This is a genomic window from Zemynaea arenosa (assembly GCF_004614185.1).
Classification (GTDB): Bacteria; Pseudomonadota; Gammaproteobacteria; order Burkholderiales; family Burkholderiaceae_D; genus Telluria; species Telluria arenosa.
This window is the reverse complement of record NZ_SPVF01000107.1, coordinates 1-16,918: the sequence shown is the minus strand read 5'-3', so window position 1 is coordinate 16,918 and position 16,918 is coordinate 1. Positions and strand designations below refer to the sequence as shown.

The 16,918-nt window shown below is 66.1% G+C and carries 16 protein-coding genes and 3 pseudogenes; 10 read left to right on the top strand and 9 right to left on the bottom strand.

Features of this window, described 5'->3' with window-relative positions:
• The 4 genes and pseudogenes from E4L96_RS08130 to E4L96_RS08115 form a co-directional block, all read right to left on the bottom strand.
• A pseudogene (locus E4L96_RS08130) lies at positions 1-236 on the bottom strand (hypothetical protein); the annotation flags it as partial.
• 56 nt (positions 237-292) lie between these two features.
• Positions 293-598: an SdpI family protein gene (locus tag E4L96_RS08125; protein ID WP_135206714.1), complete on the bottom strand. Its 306-nt coding sequence runs from the start codon at positions 596-598 to the stop codon at positions 293-295.
• Between the two features lie 165 nt (positions 599-763).
• The gene (locus tag E4L96_RS08120) at positions 764-1,141 is read right to left on the bottom strand and encodes a group III truncated hemoglobin (protein WP_135206713.1); all 378 of its coding nucleotides are present in this window, start codon (positions 1,139-1,141) and stop codon (positions 764-766) included.
• Positions 1,142-1,234: 93 nt separating this feature from the next.
• Positions 1,235-2,056, bottom strand: a complete 822-nt coding sequence (locus E4L96_RS08115; protein ID WP_307721632.1) for a helix-turn-helix domain-containing protein — start codon at positions 2,054-2,056, stop codon at positions 1,235-1,237.
• A gap of 118 nt (positions 2,057-2,174) precedes the next feature.
• Between E4L96_RS08115 and E4L96_RS08110 the strand changes: the two are divergent.
• Together E4L96_RS08110 and E4L96_RS08105 are read left to right on the top strand one after the other, a co-directional pair.
• Positions 2,175-3,638, top strand: a pseudogene (locus E4L96_RS08110) (flavin-containing monooxygenase); the annotation flags it as partial.
• A gap of 77 nt (positions 3,639-3,715) precedes the next feature.
• Positions 3,716-4,342, top strand: a complete 627-nt coding sequence (locus tag E4L96_RS08105) for a glutathione S-transferase family protein (protein ID WP_135206710.1) — start codon at positions 3,716-3,718, stop codon at positions 4,340-4,342.
• A gap of 25 nt (positions 4,343-4,367) precedes the next feature.
• Here E4L96_RS08105 and E4L96_RS08100 read toward each other — a convergent pair whose 3' ends face one another.
• Positions 4,368-6,257, bottom strand: coding sequence for a CocE/NonD family hydrolase (locus tag E4L96_RS08100; protein WP_135206709.1), 1,890 nt, complete (start codon positions 6,255-6,257; stop codon positions 4,368-4,370).
• Between the two features lie 169 nt (positions 6,258-6,426).
• Here E4L96_RS08100 and E4L96_RS08095 point away from each other — a divergent pair, with 169 nt between their 5' ends.
• From E4L96_RS08095 to E4L96_RS08080, 4 genes are read left to right on the top strand one after another with little or no spacing between them, the layout of a single operon-like run.
• Positions 6,427-7,101: a glutathione S-transferase gene (locus tag E4L96_RS08095; protein WP_135206708.1), complete on the top strand. Its 675-nt coding sequence runs from the start codon at positions 6,427-6,429 to the stop codon at positions 7,099-7,101.
• A 5-nt stretch (positions 7,102-7,106) separates the two neighbouring features.
• Complete coding sequence (locus E4L96_RS08090; RefSeq protein ID WP_135206707.1) at positions 7,107-7,904, top strand: 5'-3' exonuclease; 798 nt, start codon at positions 7,107-7,109, stop codon at positions 7,902-7,904.
• A gap of 6 nt (positions 7,905-7,910) precedes the next feature.
• Positions 7,911-8,306 (top strand): response regulator, encoded by a 396-nt coding sequence (locus E4L96_RS08085; protein WP_135206706.1) that lies wholly within the window; start codon positions 7,911-7,913, stop codon positions 8,304-8,306.
• Positions 8,303-9,610 carry a M24 family metallopeptidase gene (locus tag E4L96_RS08080; protein ID WP_135206705.1) on the top strand — a complete coding sequence of 436 codons (1,308 nt, stop codon included), beginning with the start codon at positions 8,303-8,305 and terminating at the stop codon, positions 9,608-9,610. The genes E4L96_RS08085 and E4L96_RS08080 overlap by 4 nt, the downstream gene beginning before the upstream one ends.
• Before the next feature lie 281 nt (positions 9,611-9,891).
• Here E4L96_RS08080 and mnmA read toward each other — a convergent pair whose 3' ends face one another.
• Together mnmA and E4L96_RS08070 are read right to left on the bottom strand one after the other, a co-directional pair.
• Positions 9,892-10,989: a tRNA 2-thiouridine(34) synthase MnmA gene (mnmA, locus tag E4L96_RS08075; RefSeq protein WP_135206704.1), complete on the bottom strand. Its 1,098-nt coding sequence runs from the start codon at positions 10,987-10,989 to the stop codon at positions 9,892-9,894.
• Positions 10,990-11,009: 20 nt separating this feature from the next.
• Positions 11,010-11,498 (bottom strand): NUDIX hydrolase, encoded by a 489-nt coding sequence (locus tag E4L96_RS08070; RefSeq protein WP_135206703.1) that lies wholly within the window; start codon positions 11,496-11,498, stop codon positions 11,010-11,012.
• Between the two features lie 243 nt (positions 11,499-11,741).
• Here E4L96_RS08070 and E4L96_RS08065 point away from each other — a divergent pair, with 243 nt between their 5' ends.
• The 3 genes from E4L96_RS08065 to E4L96_RS08055 are packed head-to-tail and all read left to right on the top strand — an operon-like array spanning position 11,742 to position 14,646.
• Positions 11,742-12,854, top strand: a complete 1,113-nt coding sequence (locus E4L96_RS08065) for a Re/Si-specific NAD(P)(+) transhydrogenase subunit alpha (protein ID WP_135206702.1) — start codon at positions 11,742-11,744, stop codon at positions 12,852-12,854.
• A gap of 14 nt (positions 12,855-12,868) precedes the next feature.
• Positions 12,869-13,192 carry a proton-translocating transhydrogenase family protein gene (locus E4L96_RS08060; protein WP_135206701.1) on the top strand — a complete coding sequence of 108 codons (324 nt, stop codon included), beginning with the start codon at positions 12,869-12,871 and terminating at the stop codon, positions 13,190-13,192.
• Positions 13,189-14,646, top strand: a complete 1,458-nt coding sequence (locus tag E4L96_RS08055; RefSeq protein WP_135206700.1) for an NAD(P)(+) transhydrogenase (Re/Si-specific) subunit beta — start codon at positions 13,189-13,191, stop codon at positions 14,644-14,646. The genes E4L96_RS08060 and E4L96_RS08055 overlap by 4 nt, the downstream gene beginning before the upstream one ends.
• 29 nt (positions 14,647-14,675) lie before the next feature.
• On the opposite strand, the gene E4L96_RS08050 is transcribed toward E4L96_RS08055, so the two are convergent.
• Entirely contained in the window at positions 14,676-15,617 is a 942-nt protein-coding gene (locus E4L96_RS08050; RefSeq protein WP_167758634.1) for a GGDEF domain-containing protein, read from the bottom strand.
• 61 nt (positions 15,618-15,678) lie between these two features.
• On the opposite strand from E4L96_RS08050, the gene E4L96_RS08045 reads away from it, so the two are divergent.
• Entirely contained in the window at positions 15,679-16,674 is a 996-nt protein-coding gene (locus tag E4L96_RS08045; protein ID WP_135206698.1) for a M20/M25/M40 family metallo-hydrolase, read from the top strand.
• Positions 16,675-16,698: 24 nt separating this feature from the next.
• On the opposite strand, the pseudogene E4L96_RS23600 reads toward E4L96_RS08045, so the two are convergent.
• Positions 16,699-16,918 (bottom strand): annotated as a pseudogene (locus tag E4L96_RS23600) (2-octaprenyl-6-methoxyphenyl hydroxylase); the annotation flags it as partial.

Genomic DNA, 16,918 nt, shown 5'->3' with positions numbered 1-16,918 from the left:
CAGGCGGACAGCGCCGGCGCCCGCAGCCCAACGCGGGCGGACAGTCTGGTGCCGGCCCATACCGCGACCGCCAGCATCACGCAGCTTTGCAGCGTGCTGACGACCTGCACGGCCCACAAGGGCAGCTGGAGGGGTTTCCCGGCCAGCATCAGCGGCAGCACGAGCAGCATGACGACGGCGATGCCCGGTACGCCCGTGACAAAACTGGCGGCCAGCAGCCGCTTCTGAGGACTCATGAGGTCTCCTTCACGCTCGAAGCGCTCGTGGTTGATTGAGATGCTGGGAGGCGGGGTCAGGCCGCCGGGCGCGCTTCCACCCGCCACAGCAGGTAGGACCGCACCACCGGCACGATCACGCAGATGGCCGCGGCGGCGATGATCATCGCGGGCTGATGGCTACCGAGCATGGGGACCCACGGAGCGGCCAGCATCAGCAGCCCCGCCGCCACCCACAGGCGGCCGGTGAAGCGGTGCGTCTTGTCCCACACGCGCTCATTGGCGATCGTCCAGGGGGTGCGCACGCCCACCGTGTAATTCCAGCGCAGCTTGCCCATCACGTTGCCGATGCCGATGAACAGGATGCCGGTGACCGCGCCCATGCTGCGGCTCAGCGGGCTGTCGATGCCCAGGGCCTCGGTCAGAGCCGCAGCCCGTGTTCACCCGCTATGTCGAAGGCTTGGCTGCCCGGCCGGCCTGGCAGCGGGTCCGCCAGCGCAACGAGCAGCTGATCAAGGCCGCCGCGCAGTGAGGCGGGGCCGCCGCTGTCACATGTATTCGATCTTGCCGAAGTAGCCGTACTGCAGGCTGCCGGCGATGCGGCGGGCCGGGGTCAGGAATTCCTCGGCCTGTTCCGGTGCGAACAGCTCGCGCGCGGTCTCCTCGAACATCGCGAGCCAGCGCTTGAAGTGCTCGGGCTCCACGCCGGAAATCGCCATGTGGGTGCCGAACACGTTGCCGTCGAATTCGCGCGTCCCCAGCGCGACGGTGGACCAGAACCGCACCATGCGCTGCAGGTGCGGCTCCCAGTCTTCACCCAGTTTGCCGAGGAAAACGGGGCCGAGCTCGGGATCGTTGCGGACCTTGTTGTAGAAGGTATAGACCAGCGCGGTGACGCCGTCGCGGTCGAGGTTATGGAAAGCCATGATGAGTGCAGCCTGAAGATGAAGCGATGAAGCGGAGGACCAGTGTGCCATCCTATGCGCTCGCGCGCCGCGCTTCAAGAATCCAGATCAATTTCAGCCGACGGCACCGGACTGCGGGGCGGCGGCGTTGGCCTTGCGGTACTCGGCGGGCGTCTTGCCAACCAGGCTCTGGAAGTCGGTGGTGAAGTGGGCCTGGTCGTAATAGCCGAGTGCCTGCGCCAGTGCCGCCAGGTCCACCTCCGCATTCGCAGCCAGCCGGTCTGCCGCTTCGTGCAGGCGGTAACGGCACAGCACCCACTTGGGGCTCACGCCCACGTACTCGCCGAACAGCTCCTGCAAGGTGCGCAGCGCCAGGCCCGCGCGCTCGGCCAGCTGCTCCGCGCGCGTGAGCTGCGGATCGTCCTGCGCCAGCGCAAGGATGGCCGCGATGCGCTCGACCTGCGGGTCCGGCTGCGCGGGCAGCACGCGGGCCAGCAGCTCGTTCGCCACCGCCACCATGCGCGCATCGTCGGGCGCGGCCAGTACTTTTGCAGCATGCGCCGCCGCGTCGGCGCCGAAGACATCCTCCAGCGGCAGCACCACATCCTGGATCGTCTTCAAGGGCCGCCCCAGCAGCGCGCGGAATGCGCCGGGACGAAAGCGCAGCCCGAGCACGCGGTTCTGCCCCGTCAGCGTCTTCTCGAAATAGCGCGTCGGCACGCCCCAGATGCCGGTCTGCTCGCGGTCGAACACCAAGTGCACGCAGGGATAGGGCAGGGTGCGCTGCACGAACGGCGGCTGGCCGCGCAAGTCCCACTCCACCAGCCAGTAATGGTCAAGCAGCGTGTGGAAAGGCGGCGCGGGAAGATACCGCTCGAGCCGGAACGCACGTGCGGCAGCGGCCGGGTCGACCACACCCTTGGCGCGGTCAGTCACGGGCTTTCCAGCGGGAGGCGTGGCGGCGGTGGTCATCGGTGGTGGAAGATTTTCGGTTTCAAAGTGGGCTGGCCGGAATAATATAGGACCCTCACATGTCCCGTGCAAAGGAGACCCGATGTCCACCCCCACCACTGCTCCGCTGGACGCCCTCATCATCGGCGCAGGCTTCGGAGGCATCGGCATGGGCATCGCGCTGCGGCGCGCGGACGTCGAGGCCTTCCAGATCCTGGAGCAGGCGCAGGACCTGGGCGGCGTCTGGCGCGACAATACCTACCCCGGCGCGGCCTGCGACATCCCGTCCCACCTGTACTCGTTCTCGTTCGAACCGTACGCTGGCTGGACCCGCGTGTTCGCGACCCAGCCCGAAATCCACGCCTACCTCCAGCACTGCGCCCGCAAGTACGGCGTGCTCCCGCACATCCGCTTCGGCGCCGGCGTCACCGCCGCACGGTATGACGACGCGTTGCAGCTATGGGCGGCCACGCTCGCCGACGGCACCACACTCAGCGCGCGCATGCTCATCACGGCCACCGGCCAGTTGAGCCGCCCGGCGCTGCCCGAGATTCAAGGCAGCGAAACCTTTCGCGGCCACTCCTTCCACTCCGCCGCCTGGGATCACACGCACGACCTGGCAGGACAGCGCGTCGCCGTCATCGGCACCGGCGCCTCCGCCGCGCAGTTCGTACCTCCGCTGGCAGCGAAGGCCGCGCACCTGACCGTCTTTCAGCGCACGCCTGCCTGGATGATCCCGCGCCCGGACCGTGCCTACTCGCGCTTCGAACGCGCCGTGTTCCGCCACGTCCCCGGCGCGGCCCGGCTGTACCGCGCCGCGATCTACGTGCAATACGAATCCCGCGCCCTCGGCTTCACCCGCGTCAAGAGCGCGATGAAGCTGGCTGTCGGCCTGCCGTTCAAGCGCATGCTGGCCCGCCAGGTGCCCGATCCGGCCCTGCGCGCCCGCCTCACACCCGATTACCCCATCGGCTGCAAGCGCATCCTGCTCTCCAGTGACTATCTCGCCGCGCTGGCGCGGCCCAACGTCACGCTGGTCACGGAGACGATCCGCCGCATCACGCCCGACGGCATCGAGACGACAGACGGCCAGCACCACGCGGCCGACACCATCGTCTACGGCACCGGCTTCGCCGCGACAAAGTTCCTTGCCCCGATGCGCGTCACCGGCCGCGGTGGCGTGGACCTGAATACGGCCTGGCAGGACGGCGCCCACGCCTACCTCGGCATCTCGGTGCCTGGCTTCCCCAACTTTTTCATGCTCTACGGCCCGAACACCAACCTCGGTCACAATTCCATCATTTATATGCTGGAGAGCCAGATCGCCCACGTGCTGCGCTGCTGGCGCGCGCTGAAGGAAAAACAGGCCCGCAGCATCGAAGTGCGCCCCGGACCGAGCGCGCAGTTCCAGGCCAGCGTGCAAACGGGCCTCGGCCACAGCGTCTGGCAAGGCTGCCGAAGCTGGTACCTGGACGACGGAGGCCGCAACACCGTCAACTGGCCCGGCTTCACCTTCACGTACCGCCACCTGGCCCGCCGCGCGAGCCTGGACGCCTACGCACTCTCATCCTGACCGCGCGTTTTTCCAAGACGCGGACAGCGACGCGGATTACCGTGATGTTTTTGGGCGAAAAGGAGAACACCATGAGCGATCGGCACATCATCCTGTACCACAACCCGCAGTCGCGCGCCGTCGGCGCCCAGACCCTGCTGGAAGAACTGGGCGCGGACTACGAATTGAAGGAACTGGACCTGCAGAAGAACGAGCAGAAGTCGCCCGCGTTCCTGGCCCTGAACCCGATGGGCAAGATCCCGACCATCGTGCACAACGGCGCCGTGGTGACCGAGCAGCCCGCGGTGTTTGCCTACCTGGCCGACCTGTACCCGGAAGCGAACCTTGCGCCGCCGATCGGCGACCCGCAGCGCGGACCCTACCTGCGTTGGCTGGCCTTCTACGGATCGTCGTTCGAGCCCGCGCTGATCGACCGCGCCGTCAAGCGTGACCCCGGCAAGCCATCGATGAACCCCTACGGCGACTACGACACGGTGATTGCCACCTTCACCGCGCAGATCGAGAAGGGCCCTTACCTGCTGGGCGAGCGCATCTCGGCGGCGGATATTTTGTGGGGTGTGGCGCTCGCATGGGTGACCATGTTCGGCCTCGTGGAAGCCACGCCTTCCATCAAGGCTTATATCGAACGCATCGTGACACGGCCCGCGTCGGCCCGCATCAAGAAGGTGAATGAGGAGCTGCTGAAGGCGAAGGGCTGAGCCTCCGCCTCCAGCGCGGCCAGTCTTACTTCACGACCGGCAGTTCGATCGCGCTTTCCGCACCCGGCGCATGGTAGATGCGCTGGGTCGCCTTCACATAGTCCGCCGGCTTGGCGTAGAAAATGTTGGGCACATAGGTCTGCGGATTGCGGTCGTACACCGGGAACCACGACGACTGCACCTGCACCATGATGCGGTGGCCCGGCAGGAAGACGTGGTCCGCATTCGGCAGCGCAAAGCGGTACTTCTCGACCTTGTTGGCCGGGATCGCGCTCGGATGCTCCAGCGAGTTGCGGTAACGGCCGCGCAGGATGTCCATCGCGATGCCCAGCTGGTAGCCGCCCATCTCCGGCTGGTTCGGCATCTCGTCCGGATACACGTCGATCAGCTTGACCACCCAGTCCGCATCCGTGCCGCTGGTGGACGCGAACAGGTTCACCATCGGCTGGCCCGCGATGTGGACCGGCGCCTTGAGCGGCTCGGTCACGTAGCTCACCACGTCCGTGCGGTCCGAGAACGAGCGCTGGTCCAGCGCCAGCCACGGGCCCCAGACATTGCGGTCGCTCGCGCGGATCGGGCGCGGCACGAACGGCACCGGCTTGTTCGGGTCGGAGATGTATTCGTCGAACGAATCCTTCGCCGCCGGCTTGTCGAAGGCCAGCTTGCCGCCCGCCTCAAGGTAGATCGGCTGCGCGGCCGGCACCAGCGGCCACTGATTCAGCTGGCGCCATGTGTTGGTGCCCGTCTCGTACGACAGCACCGGCGGCGTATTCGCTTTCGGCGCACCCTCCTTCAGGTACTGGTTGAAGAAGGGGACCATGTAGTCGCGGCGGAACTCGGCCGCCGTGTCACCCGTGAAGTGCAGCGGGCCGAGAGTCGAGCCGTTGTAGTTCACGCCACTGTGGCGCCACGGGCCTACCACCAGGAAGTTCTTGTCGTTCTGCGCGTCTTTCGGCTCCGTGGCCGCGTAGGTCGCGTAGGCGCCGTAGATGTCTTCCTGGTCCCAGCGGCCCACCACGTACATGGTCGGGACCTTGAGCGGACGCGCGCCGAGGATCTTGTCCAGCGCCTGCTCCTGCCAGTAGGAGTCGTAGGCCGGGTGCTCCATGATCTTCCTGGCGAATGGCAGCTGGTCCGTGCCGTACTTCTTCGCGAAGTCCGCGGACGAACCCGGGCGCAGGTAGCCAACGTAGTCATCGTACACGCCGGTGTCGATGCTGCTGCCCGAGCCGCGCGCCGCGTTCTGGCCCATGATGTAGCCGAAGTTGGAGGTGCGGAAGGCGCCGTTGTGGAACCAGTCGTCGCCGCGCCAGCCGTCGACCATGGGACTCATCGGCACCGCGGCCTTGAGGGCCGGGTGCGGGTCGGCCAGCGCCATCAGCACCGTGAAGCCCTCGTACGAGGAGCCGACCATGCCCACGCGGCCATTGCTCTCCTTGACGTGCTTGACCAGCCACTCGATGGTGTCATAGGCGTCGGTCGCGTGGTCCACCTTGGTGTTGTTGAGCGGGCCGCGCAGGGGGCGCGTCATCACGTAGTCGCCTTCGGAGCCGTATTTGCCGCGCACGTCCTGGAACACGCGGATGTAGCCATCCTGGATGAAGGCATCGTCGCCTTCTCCCAGCATCGCATTGATGTGCGGGCTCTTGTTGCGCTCCGCGCGCTTGGCCGCGTTGTAGGGGGTACGGGTCAGCATGATGGGCGCGTTGGTCACGCCCTTCGGAATGACGATCACGGTGTACAGCTTGACGCCATCGCGCATCGGGATCATCTCCACTCGCTTGATGTAGTCCGCATCCGGATCGGCGGGCGCGGTGAACTTGGCCGGGATATCAGGCGTCATCGGCGCGGTTTGCGCGTGGACGGTGCCGGCGACGAGGAGGGACAGGACGGTGAGGCTGGTGCGAAGGCGCATGCGGGAGTCTCCAGGTGCGAGGGTAGGGTGCGCTGCATGGTACTCGCGCGTCCGGCGAGCTGCAACGGGAGCCCGTGCTGCGCTGCGGTGTTGGGGAGCAGATGTATGTATATGCATATATGCAGCTTGCATGCAGCCGCGCGCACAGAAATGCTAAGCTATGCAGATCATGATCGTTGTCCATCACCTGAACGACTCCCGTTCGCAGCGCATCCTCTGGCTGCTGGAAGAACTGGGCGTGCGCTACGAGATTCGCCGCTACCAGCGCGACCCCAAGACTTTGCTGGCCCCGGCCGAACTGCGGCGCATCCACCCGCTCGGCAAATCGCCTGTCATTACGGATGATGACCGCGTGATCGCGGAATCGGGCGCCATCGTCGAATACCTCGTCGAGCGCTACGGGCACGGGCGCCTGGTGCCGCCGCCAGGGACCGACGAAAAACTGCGCTACACCTACTGGCTGCATTTCGCCGAAGGCTCGGCCATGCCGCCGCTGGTCATGACGCTGGTGTTCAACCGCGTGGAGACGGCGCCGATGCCCTTCTTCGCCAAGCCGATCGCCCGCTCCATCGCGCGCAAGGTCAAGGAGTCGTTCCTGGCGCCGACGCTGGCCGCGCAGCTGGACTACATGGAGGCGGAGCTGGGCAAGTCTGAATGGTTCGCCGGGCCGACCTTCTCGGCCGCCGACATCCAGATGAGTTTTCCGCTGGAGGCGGCATCCGCGCGAGCGGGCCTGAGAGACAAGTATCCCAAGCTGCAGGCCTTCCTGGACCGCATCCACGCTCGCCCAGCCTACCAGCGCGCCCTCGAACGCGGCGGCGCCTATTCGTACGCGAGCGTCTGAGTTACATGGCCAAGCTGCTGGCCATCGATGGCCTCAACATCGTCCGCCGGGTGTACGAGGCGAGCCCGGAGCCGGACTCCGATGAAAAGGCCGCGATCGCACTGCGGCATGCGTTTTCGTCCTTCCGCAACCTGGTCGGCGCGCATGAGCCAACCCACGTACTGGCCGCCTTCGACCATGGCGGCAGCACCTGGCGCCATGCTTTGTACCCGCGCTACCGCGAGGGGCGCGACCCCATGCCGTCGTATCTGCGCGCCGCGCTGCCCGCCTTCCACGACCGCTTGCGCGGCGCGGGCCTGCACGTCTGCATGATCCCCGAGGTGGAAGCGGACGACGTGATCGGCACCTGCGTGATGCGCTGGCTGAACGAAGGCCGCGGCGACGCCATCGTCGCCACCACCGACAAGGACCTGCATCCGCTGATCGCGCATGGTGCCCTGGTGTGGGACCACTTCAAGGGCGAGTGGCACGACGATGCGTGGGTGCGCCAGCGCTACGGCGTGGCGCCCGAGCTGCTACACGATTTGCTGGCGCTGATGGGCGATGCCACCGACGGCGTGCCCGGGGTCGACAAGGTCGGCATGAAGACCGCGGCCAAGCTGCTCAACGCCTATGGCAACCTGGATGCGGTGATGGCCGGTGCGGGCATCCTCAAGACGCCGATCGGCGAACGCCTGCGCGCGGGGCGCGAGATCCTCGCCATGTCGCGCCAACTGGTTGCGCTCAAGCTGGATGTGCGGCTGGGCGTGACGTGGAAGATGCTGGCCTATGAGAGCCCGGCGCCGGCCTATGAGGAGTTCTGAGAGTTCATGCTGAAGGCCGTCATTATCGATTCCAATGCCGTCGCGCGCGGCCTGCTCAATACGGTGCTCACGGAGGGCGGCTATAACGTGGCCGCCATGACTCATACCAGTCCCCTCGGGCTGGCGCTGGTCGTCAAGCATGCGCCGCACTTCGTGTGCGTGGCGCTGGAGCAGGTGGAAGACGGCAACCGCATCGTCGAACAGCTGCGCGAGCAGGCGCCGAAGACGCTGATCTTCCTCGTCTCCGGCGCGCTCAATGCCGATGTGATCCAGCAATCGCTGGCGCGTGGCGTGCACGGCTTCATCGTCAAGCCGTTCAAGGCGGACGCGGTCCTCAAGACCATCCGCAACACCGTTATCGCGGTGATCAAAAAAAACCAGACCCACAAGGAGAACCCATGATTCGCGTTTTGACCCTCGCGGCCGCAGCGGCTTTGTCGCTGGCGCTGCCCGCCACTTCCTTCGCTGCCGATCCGGCGGTGCCCAAGCTCTCGGAGCCGGGCCAGAACCTGCCGGCCTCCGTGTTCGCCGCGCGCCGCGAAGCGCTGATGAAGGCGATGGGCAACGAAGGCGTGGCCGTCATTTTTGCCGAGGGCAGCGAGGACTTCACGGGCTTCCGCCAGTCGTCCGACTTCTACTACCTGACGGGCGTGGAGGAGAAGGGCGCGGTGCTGGTGCTGGCGCCGAAGGAGCGCACCTACAAGGAATTCCTGTACCTGCCGAGCCGCGACCCTGAGGCCGAGCGCTGGATCGGCGAGCGCCTGCCGCTAGGTGCCGAGCTGCGTGCGCGCTATGGGTTCCAGAAGATCTACCGCGGCACACCGGGCGGCGCGCTGGTGGACCTCGCATCGCGCTCGCCGATCCTGTGGCAGGTGATGCGGCCGAGCGGTGGCGAAGCGCGCCCCAAGGACCTGGAGCTGTATTCGAAGGTGCAGTCCAAGGTGCCAGGCGTGTCGGTGAAGACGCTGGGCTACACGCTTGGGAAGATGCGCTCGAAGCATGACGAGGCCGAGCTGGCGATCATGCAGAAGTCGATCCGCATCACCGAAGAGGGGCATCGCGCGGCGTGGTCGCTGGTCCGTCCGGGGGCGACCGAAGGCGCGGTGCGCGCCGAGGCGGAGCGCGTGTGGCGCACGGCCGATTCGCGCCGCCCCGCGTACGAGACCATTGTCGGTTCTGGTCCCAATTCGACCATCCTGCACTATCCGCGCAGCGAGCGCGTGATGCAGGCGGGCGAGCTGCTGCTGATGGACATGGGCACCGAGTACGCGCACTACGCGACCGACATCACGCGCACGCTGCCCGTGAGCGGCAAGTTCACGCCCGAGCAGCGCAAGGTGTACGACGTGGTGTTGAAGGCGCAAGCCGCCGCCTTCGCGCTGGCCAAGCCGGGCGCCTATTACGAGGACTTGGACGCCGCCGCGCGCAAGGTGATCGACGATGCCGGTTATGGCGACTACTTCATCCACGGCCTGGGTCACTTCGTCGGCCTGGACGTGCACGACGCCGGCGCCTACCACGACAAGCTCGAACCGGGCATGGTGCTGACGCTGGAACCGGGCGTCTACATCCCCGGTAAGAATATCGGCATCCGCATCGAAGACGAAATCCTGATCACGAAAGACGGCGCCCGCTACCTCACCGACGGCCTCCCCAAGACCGCCGACGACATCGAACACTGGATGGCGCAGCACGTAAAGAGATAATTCATTCTCCCGTTCGCGGGGACGTACCCCGCTCCCACACCGGGGACGTACCCCGGCTTAAGCCTGTAGGAAAGCGCTGAACTTCAAATTTTTTGATGGAGCCGAGATATTCAAAACCAACGAATAATCAGGACGTTGGCGAATTCGTGATAATCCCGGCAATTTCAGGAATTTGGGGACGTACCCCGCTCTGGGAGAGGGGTACGTCCCCTGGGGTTAGGCGGAGTGAGCAGTAAGAGAAAGGCCCGGGCGATGCCGGGCCTTTTTGCTGGTGGAGGGGATCAGCGGGCGGTGGCGATGATGCCGCCGCCGAGACACACGTCGCCGTCGTATAACACGGCGGACTGGCCGGGGGTGACGGCCCATTGGGACTCGGGGAAGTCCAGGGCGAAGGTATCAGGGCCGGTCGGCGCGAGCACGCACGGGACGTCGGCCTGGCGGTAGCGGGTCTTGGCGGACAGCGCCCCCGCGGCGGGCGGCTCGCCGGCGATCCAGCTGGCCTGGTCCGCCGTCAGATGCGGCGACAGCAGCCACGGGTGGTCGTGCCCCTGCACGATCCACAGCGTGTTCTCGGCCACGTCCTTGCGCGCCACGTACCACGCGTCGTTGGAACCATCGGCATTTTTATACGCCTTCAGGCCGCCCACGCCAATGCCCTTGCGCTGCCCCAGCGTGTAGAACGACAGCCCCACATGCTCGCCCACCACCTTGCCGTCATCGGTCTTCATCGGCCCCGGTTTGTACGACAGGTAGCGGTTCAAAAATTCGCGGAACGGCCGCTCGCCGATGAAGCAGATGCCCGTCGAATCCTTCTTCGCCGCATTCGGCAGCTGCAGCTTCTCGGCGATCTTGCGCACTTCGGTCTTGGGAATCTCCCCCAGCGGGAACAGGGTGCGCGACAACTGCGCCTGGTTCAGGCGATGCAGGAAGTAGCTCTGGTCCTTGGTGTGGTCCAGCGCTTTCAATAACTCGAAGCGCGCGCCGTTCTGCCGCACCCGCGCATAGTGCCCGGTCGCGATCAGGTCCGCGCCCAGCTTCATCGCATGGTCCAGGAAGGCCTTGAACTTGATCTCCGCATTGCACAGCACATCGGGATTGGGCGTGCGGCCCGCCTGGTACTCGCGCAGGAATTCGGCGAACACGCGGTCCTTGTACTCGGCCGCGAAGTTGACGGCCTCGATGTCCACGCCGACGACATCGGCCACGCTGGCCGCGTCGATCCAGTCCTGGCGCGTGGAGCAGTATTCGGAGTCGTCGTCATCCTCCCAGTTCTTCATGAACAGGCCCACGACCTCGTAGCCCTGTTCCTTCAGCAGCCAGGCCGACACCGACGAGTCCACGCCGCCGGACATCCCGATGACGACTTTTTTCTTGCTCATGCTCTCAATCCCAAAAAAACTCAGGCCGGGGTCTGCGAGGTGTAGACCGAGGCGTGGGTGTGCACCAGGTGCAGCGGGGCGCGCTGGCCGCGCAGGTAGTCGTCGATACACTGAAGCAGCAGCGGGCTGCGGTGCCGTTCCTGGCAGGCCGCGATCTCCTCGCGCGTCAGCCACATGGTGCGCAGGATGCCGTGGTCCAGCGGCCGGTCAAGCTCGGCGCCCGCACGGCCGCAGAAGGCAAAGCGCAGATAGGTCACGTCCTGCTTTAGCCGCACCGAGTGGTAGGTCGACATGTACATGCCCACCAGCGCCGTCGGCGTAAATTCGTGCGCCGTCTCCTCCAGCACCTCGCGCACCACCGCGTCCTGCAGCGACTCGTACGGATCCAGGTGCCCGGCCGGCTGGTTCAGGCGGATGCCGTCGCTGGTCTCTTCTTCGATCAGCAGGAAGCGGCCATCCCGCTCGATGACTGCGGCGACCGTGACAGAGGGTTTCCAGACGTGGGACATGGGCATCCTTTTTCGAAAGACCGGACATTCTACCGTCATGCCGCGCGGATTGCTCATCGGTTTTGTTTTTGTGTTGCCAAGCTTGCTGGATCGTCAACCTGAGGCCAACCTCCAAGCAATCGTTTTCGCAACCGCTTGGGCTCGGCGGGGCATGCTTTTCCGGCCTCGGCCTCGGCCAACGGCTGAGTTTTGCGTGTAAGATCGTGACAACTTTGCATCACTTTGCTCGATTACGGAGGCGTCATGAGGATTGGAATTCCGGCCGAGACGCGGCCGGGCGAAACGCGGGTGGCAGCCACGCCCGAGACGGTGAAGAAGCTGGCGGCCAAGCACGCGATCATGGTGCAGAGCGGCGCCGGCGAGCGCGCCTCGATCACGGACGAGGCCTATGCGGCCGCCGGCGCGCAGATAGTCAGCGCCGCCGATGCCCTGGGCGCGGACGTGGTGCTCAAGGTGCGCGCCCCCTCGCCGGACGAACGCGCGCTGATGAAGCAGGGCGCGGTCCTCATCGGCATGCTCAATCCTTTTGACGCGGACAACATCGGCGCCATGGCCACCGCCGACCTCTCGGCCTTCGCGCTGGAAGCCGTCCCGCGCATCACGCGCGCCCAGTCGATGGACGTGCTTTCGTCCCAGGCCAACATCGCCGGCTACAAGGCCGTGATGGTGGCCGCCAATACCTACCAGCGCTTCATGCCGATGCTGATGACCGCCGCCGGCACCGTGAAGGCCGCGCGCGTGCTGATCATGGGCGTCGGTGTGGCGGGCCTGCAGGCCATCGCCACCGCCAAGCGCCTCGGCGCGGTGATCGAGGCGTCCGACGTGCGGCCTCCCGTCAAGGAGCAGGTCGAGTCGCTGGGCGCGAAGTTCATCGACGTCCCATACGTGACCGACGAAGAGCGCGAGATCGCCCAGGGCGTCGGCGGCTACGCGCGCCCCATGCCGGCGGACTGGATGCGCCGTCAGGCGGAGCTCGTGCACGAACGCGCCAAGCTGGCCGACATCATCATCACCACCGCGCTGATCCCGGGCCGCAAGGCGCCCGTGCTGATCTCGGAAGACACCGTGAAGGCCATGAAGCCCGGCTCCGTGATCGTCGACATGGCGGTGGAGCAGGGTGGGAACTGCCCGCTGTCCGAACTTGGACGCACCGTCATCAAGCACGGCGTCCACATCATCGGTGAGCCGAACCTGGCCACGCTGGTGGCGGCCGATGCCTCCGCGCTCTACGCGCGCAACGTGCTGGACTTCCTGAAGCTGATCATCAACAAGGAAGACCAATTGGCGATCGACCGCGAGGACGAGATCATCAAGGCCACCCTGGTGTGCGCCGGCGGCGAAGTGCTGCGCAAGTAAACGGAGAGACGGACATGGAAATCAGCCACACCATCATCAACCTGATCATCTTCGTGCTGGCCATCTACGTTGGCTACCACGTGGTCTGGACCGTGACGCCCGCGCTGCACACGCCTCTGATGGCGGTCACCAACGCGGTTTCCGCGATCATCATTGTCGGTGCCATGCTGGCGGCCGGTCTCACCGAAGGCCCGATCGGCCAGATCGCGGGCACCGTGGCCGTGGCGTTGGCCGCGGTCAACGTGTTCGGCGGCTTCCTCGTCACCCAGCGCATGCTGGAGATGTTCAAGAAGAAGGAACCGAAAGCCAAGGCCGCCGACAAGAAGGAGCACGCATGAACTTCATCAGCATGAACGTCGTGACGCTGCTGTATCTGGTGGCGTCGGTCTGCTTCATCCAGGCGCTGAAAGGCCTGTCCTCTCCCGCCACCGCGCGCCAGGGCAACGCCTTCGGCATGACCGGCATGGCCATCGCGGTGGTCACCACCATCGCCCTGATCATGAAGCTGAAGGCGCAGATGGCGACGGGCTCCCTGGGCTACGGCCTGGTGGCGCTGGGCGTGGTGGTCGGCGGCGGCATCGGCGCCACGCTGGCCAAGCGCGTCGAGATGACCAAGATGCCGGAGCTGGTGGCGGCCATGCACTCGCTGATCGGTCTCGCGGCGGTGTGCATCGCCGTGGCCGCGGTGTCCGAGCCGTGGGCCTTCAACATCGCCACCCGCGACACCCCGCTGCCGTTCGGGAACCGGCTGGAGCTGTTCATCGGCACCTTCGTCGGCGCGGTGACCTTCTCCGGCTCGGTGATCGCCTTCGGCAAACTGTCCGGCAAATACAAGTTCCGCCTGTTCCAGGGCGCGCCGGTGCAGTTCGCGGGGCAGCACATCCTCAACCTCATCGTGGCGCTGGTGATCATCGGCCTCGGTCTGGTGTTCTGCTTCGACGACGGCATCGCCCCCGCGTGGACGCCGTTCATCGTCATGGCCGCGCTGTCCTTCGTGCTCGGGGTCCTGATCATCATCCCCATCGGCGGGGCGGACATGCCGGTGGTGGTCTCGATGCTCAACTCCTATTCCGGCTGGGCGGCGGCGGGTATCGGCTTCTCGCTGAATAACTCGATGCTGATCATCGCGGGCTCGCTGGTCGGCTCCTCCGGCGCCATCCTCTCGTACATCATGTGCAAAGCGATGAACCGCTCGTTCTTCAACGTGATCCTCGGTGGCTTCGGGGGCGAGGCCGCGGCTGCGGGCGGTGGCGGCAGCACCGAGCAGCGCCCGGTCAAGAGCGGCTCGGCGGACGACGCGGCCTTCATCATGGCGAATGCGGAATCGGTCATCATCGTGCCGGGCTACGGCCTGGCGGTGGCGCGCGCCCAGCATGCACTCAAGGAGCTGACCGAAAAGCTGCACGAAAAGGGCGTGACCGTGAAGTACGCGATCCACCCGGTGGCCGGCCGCATGCCCGGTCACATGAACGTGCTGCTGGCCGAGGCCGAGGTGCCCTACGACCAGGTGTTCGAGATGGAAGACATCAACGGCGAATTTGGCCAGGCCGACGTGGCCCTGATCCTGGGCGCCAACGACGTGGTCAACCCGGCCGCCAAGGATCCCAAGTCGCCCATCGCAGGGATGCCGATCCTGGAGGCCTACAAGGCCAAGTCCATCATCGTCAACAAGCGCTCGATGGCGTCCGGCTACGCGGGGCTGGACAATGAGCTGTTCTATCAGCCGAACACGATGATGGTGTTCGGCGACGCGAAGAAGATCATCGAAGAAATGGTGAAGGCGGTCGATTAATCGGCCGCTTTATTGATGAGCCCGGCTCATCAATGCATCACGTCCGCGTCGAGGCGGATGCAGACCTGGTTGCGGCCGCCGTTCTTGGCGTCGTACAGGGCCGCATCCGCGATCGCCAGCGCGTCCTCCACGTGCAGGTCCGGCCGCAGTTCGGCCAGGCCGATACTCAGCGTGACCTTCAGCGAGTGCCCGCCCGGCGTGAGGATGCTGGCCGCTTCCACCGCCTTGCGGATGCGCTCCGCGACCAGCTGCGCCTTGTCCGGCGCGGCATTCGGGAAGATCAGGCCGAATTCTTCGCCGCCGGTGCGCGCCACCACGTCGGTGCCGCGCGCCGCCTCGCGGATGATGGAGGCCAGCTCGCACAGCACCACGTCGCCGGTCGGGTGGCCGTAGGTGTCGTTCACCTGCTTGAAATGGTCGATGTCCGCGATGCCGATGGTGACCGCGCCGCCCTGGCGCCGCGCGCGCGCCATCGTGTGCTCGGCTTCCTGGTTGTAGGCGCGGCGGTTGGGCAGGCGGGTGAGGGTGTCGGTCAGCGCCTGCTCTTCCAGTTTCGCCAGCAGCGCGTTCTGCGCGGCCTCCAGCGCCTTGCGCGGCCGCAGATCCTCGACAAAGGCGCCGAAGTAGCGCACGCCGTCCGTCACGCCCAGGTCGAGCGCCTTGAGCGCGATCGGGATCATCTCGCCGGTGCGGTGGCGGATGGCGAAGTCGCGCACCCGTCCCAGCACGCTGGATTGCCGGTCGCCGGCGTCGGCGTACTGCCGCACATGGCTGTCGTGCAGCGCGGCCAGCGCTTCGGGCAGGAGGCCGTTGAGCGATTGGCCGACGATTTCGCCGGGCGCAAAGCCGGACAGGTGCTGCATGGCCGGGTTCACATAGCGGATGATGCACGCTTCATCGATGATGACGACGGCGTCGAGCGCTTCTTCGACCAGGCTGGCGACGATGCTGGCAGGGAGTTGGCTTATCATGTCCGCGACATTGTACGCCGCTGGCTGACACGAACCTGAATTGTCAATATAGGGAGCTCTCTTGAAGAAAAAATGGTTGGCCATCCTGGCCTTGACCCTGGGCGCCGCGGGCGCCACCGTCCTGCCGATGGCACAGGCGGCCCAGGTGGCCGCGCTGGCGGCTGCGCCCACCGTCGACCGCGCGCAGCTGCTGGCCGATGTGAAGACCCTGGCGTCGCCGGAATTCGAAGGCCGCGCCACCGGCACGCCGGGCAGCGCCAAGGCCCAGGCCTATCTCGCCCAGCGCATGCAGGCGCTGGGCCTGCAGTCCTTTGAGGGCGGCTACGTGCAGAAGTTTTCCTTTACCGCGCGGGCCCGCAAAGGCCAGGCTGCGGGCCAGGACTACCCCAACGCGGCCAACCTGGTCGGCTACCTGCGCGGTACCAAAACGCCGGACCGCTACCTGGTGATCTCGGCCCACTACGACCACCTCGGCGTCCGGGACGGCAAGACCTTCTTCGGTGCCGACGACGATGCCTCCGGCGTGGCCGCCGTGCTGGCTGCCGCCGCGTACTTCAAGGCGCATCCACCCGCGCACTCGGTGATCTTCGCGCTGTTCGACGGCGAGGAGCTGGGCCTGCAGGGCGCGAAGAAGTTTGTCTCGGCGCTGCCGGTGCCCAAGGCGCAGATCGCGCTGGACCTGAACTTCGATATGGTCTCGCACAACGACGCCAACGAGATCTACGTCTCCGGAACCCATCACTATCCGGCGTTGAAGAAGTACGTGGACGAAGCGGCCAGCCGCAGTGCGGTCAAGGTGCTGTTCGGGCACGACAAGCCGGTCGGCCAGGCGAACGGTGTGGAGGACTGGACCCAGAGTTCGGACCACGGGCCGTTCCATTTGGCAGGCGTGCCTTTCCTGTACTTCGGTGTCGAGGACCATGCCGACTACCACAAGGCCACCGACACCTTTGAGCATATCAACCAGGACTTCTTCGTCCGCGCCGCGGGCCTGATCGTCGACACGGCGGCGGTGCTGGACCGCCACCTGGACGAGATCCAGCCCGCGCAGAAGTAAGGAGAAAAGGTAAACCGAACCTGCTCAGCGGCGGCCGAACATCATCAGTTCGGCCAGCGCGGAGCGGGCGGGCCACAGGGCGTCGAGGGCGCCGATGGCGAGGCCCAGCGCGGCCTGCGACTTGCCGGGATGGGCGAAGATGCGCGCCATGGTGTCGGTGACGGTGATGACGGTGGAGCGGTCGGCGCGCCGGTCGGCGGCGAACGTTTCCAGCGCGGCGGGCGTGGCGCCGCGGGCCAGCAGG

What these genes read in the sequence shown, in the direction of transcription:
- E4L96_RS08125 (WP_135206714.1), bottom strand. Translation starts at nt 598, where the DNA reads ATGGGCGCGGTCACCGGCATCCTGTTCATCGGCATCGGCAACGTGATG.
- E4L96_RS08120 (WP_135206713.1), bottom strand. Translation starts at nt 1,141, where the DNA reads ATGGCTTTCCATAACCTCGACCGCGACGGCGTCACCGCGCTGGTCTAT.
- E4L96_RS08105 (WP_135206710.1), top strand. Translation starts at nt 3,716, where the DNA reads ATGAGCGATCGGCACATCATCCTGTACCACAACCCGCAGTCGCGCGCC.
- E4L96_RS08100 (WP_135206709.1), bottom strand. Translation starts at nt 6,257, where the DNA reads ATGCGCCTTCGCACCAGCCTCACCGTCCTGTCCCTCCTCGTCGCCGGC.
- E4L96_RS08095 (WP_135206708.1), top strand. Translation starts at nt 6,427, where the DNA reads ATGATCGTTGTCCATCACCTGAACGACTCCCGTTCGCAGCGCATCCTC.
- E4L96_RS08090 (WP_135206707.1), top strand. Translation starts at nt 7,107, where the DNA reads ATGGCCAAGCTGCTGGCCATCGATGGCCTCAACATCGTCCGCCGGGTG.
- E4L96_RS08085 (WP_135206706.1), top strand. Translation starts at nt 7,911, where the DNA reads ATGCTGAAGGCCGTCATTATCGATTCCAATGCCGTCGCGCGCGGCCTG.
- E4L96_RS08080 (WP_135206705.1), top strand. Translation starts at nt 8,303, where the DNA reads ATGATTCGCGTTTTGACCCTCGCGGCCGCAGCGGCTTTGTCGCTGGCG.
- mnmA (WP_135206704.1), bottom strand. Translation starts at nt 10,989, where the DNA reads ATGAGCAAGAAAAAAGTCGTCATCGGGATGTCCGGCGGCGTGGACTCG.
- E4L96_RS08070 (WP_135206703.1), bottom strand. Translation starts at nt 11,498, where the DNA reads ATGTCCCACGTCTGGAAACCCTCTGTCACGGTCGCCGCAGTCATCGAG.
- E4L96_RS08065 (WP_135206702.1), top strand. Translation starts at nt 11,742, where the DNA reads ATGAGGATTGGAATTCCGGCCGAGACGCGGCCGGGCGAAACGCGGGTG.
- E4L96_RS08060 (WP_135206701.1), top strand. Translation starts at nt 12,869, where the DNA reads ATGGAAATCAGCCACACCATCATCAACCTGATCATCTTCGTGCTGGCC.
- E4L96_RS08055 (WP_135206700.1), top strand. Translation starts at nt 13,189, where the DNA reads ATGAACTTCATCAGCATGAACGTCGTGACGCTGCTGTATCTGGTGGCG.
- E4L96_RS08050 (WP_167758634.1), bottom strand. Translation starts at nt 15,617, where the DNA reads ATGATAAGCCAACTCCCTGCCAGCATCGTCGCCAGCCTGGTCGAAGAA.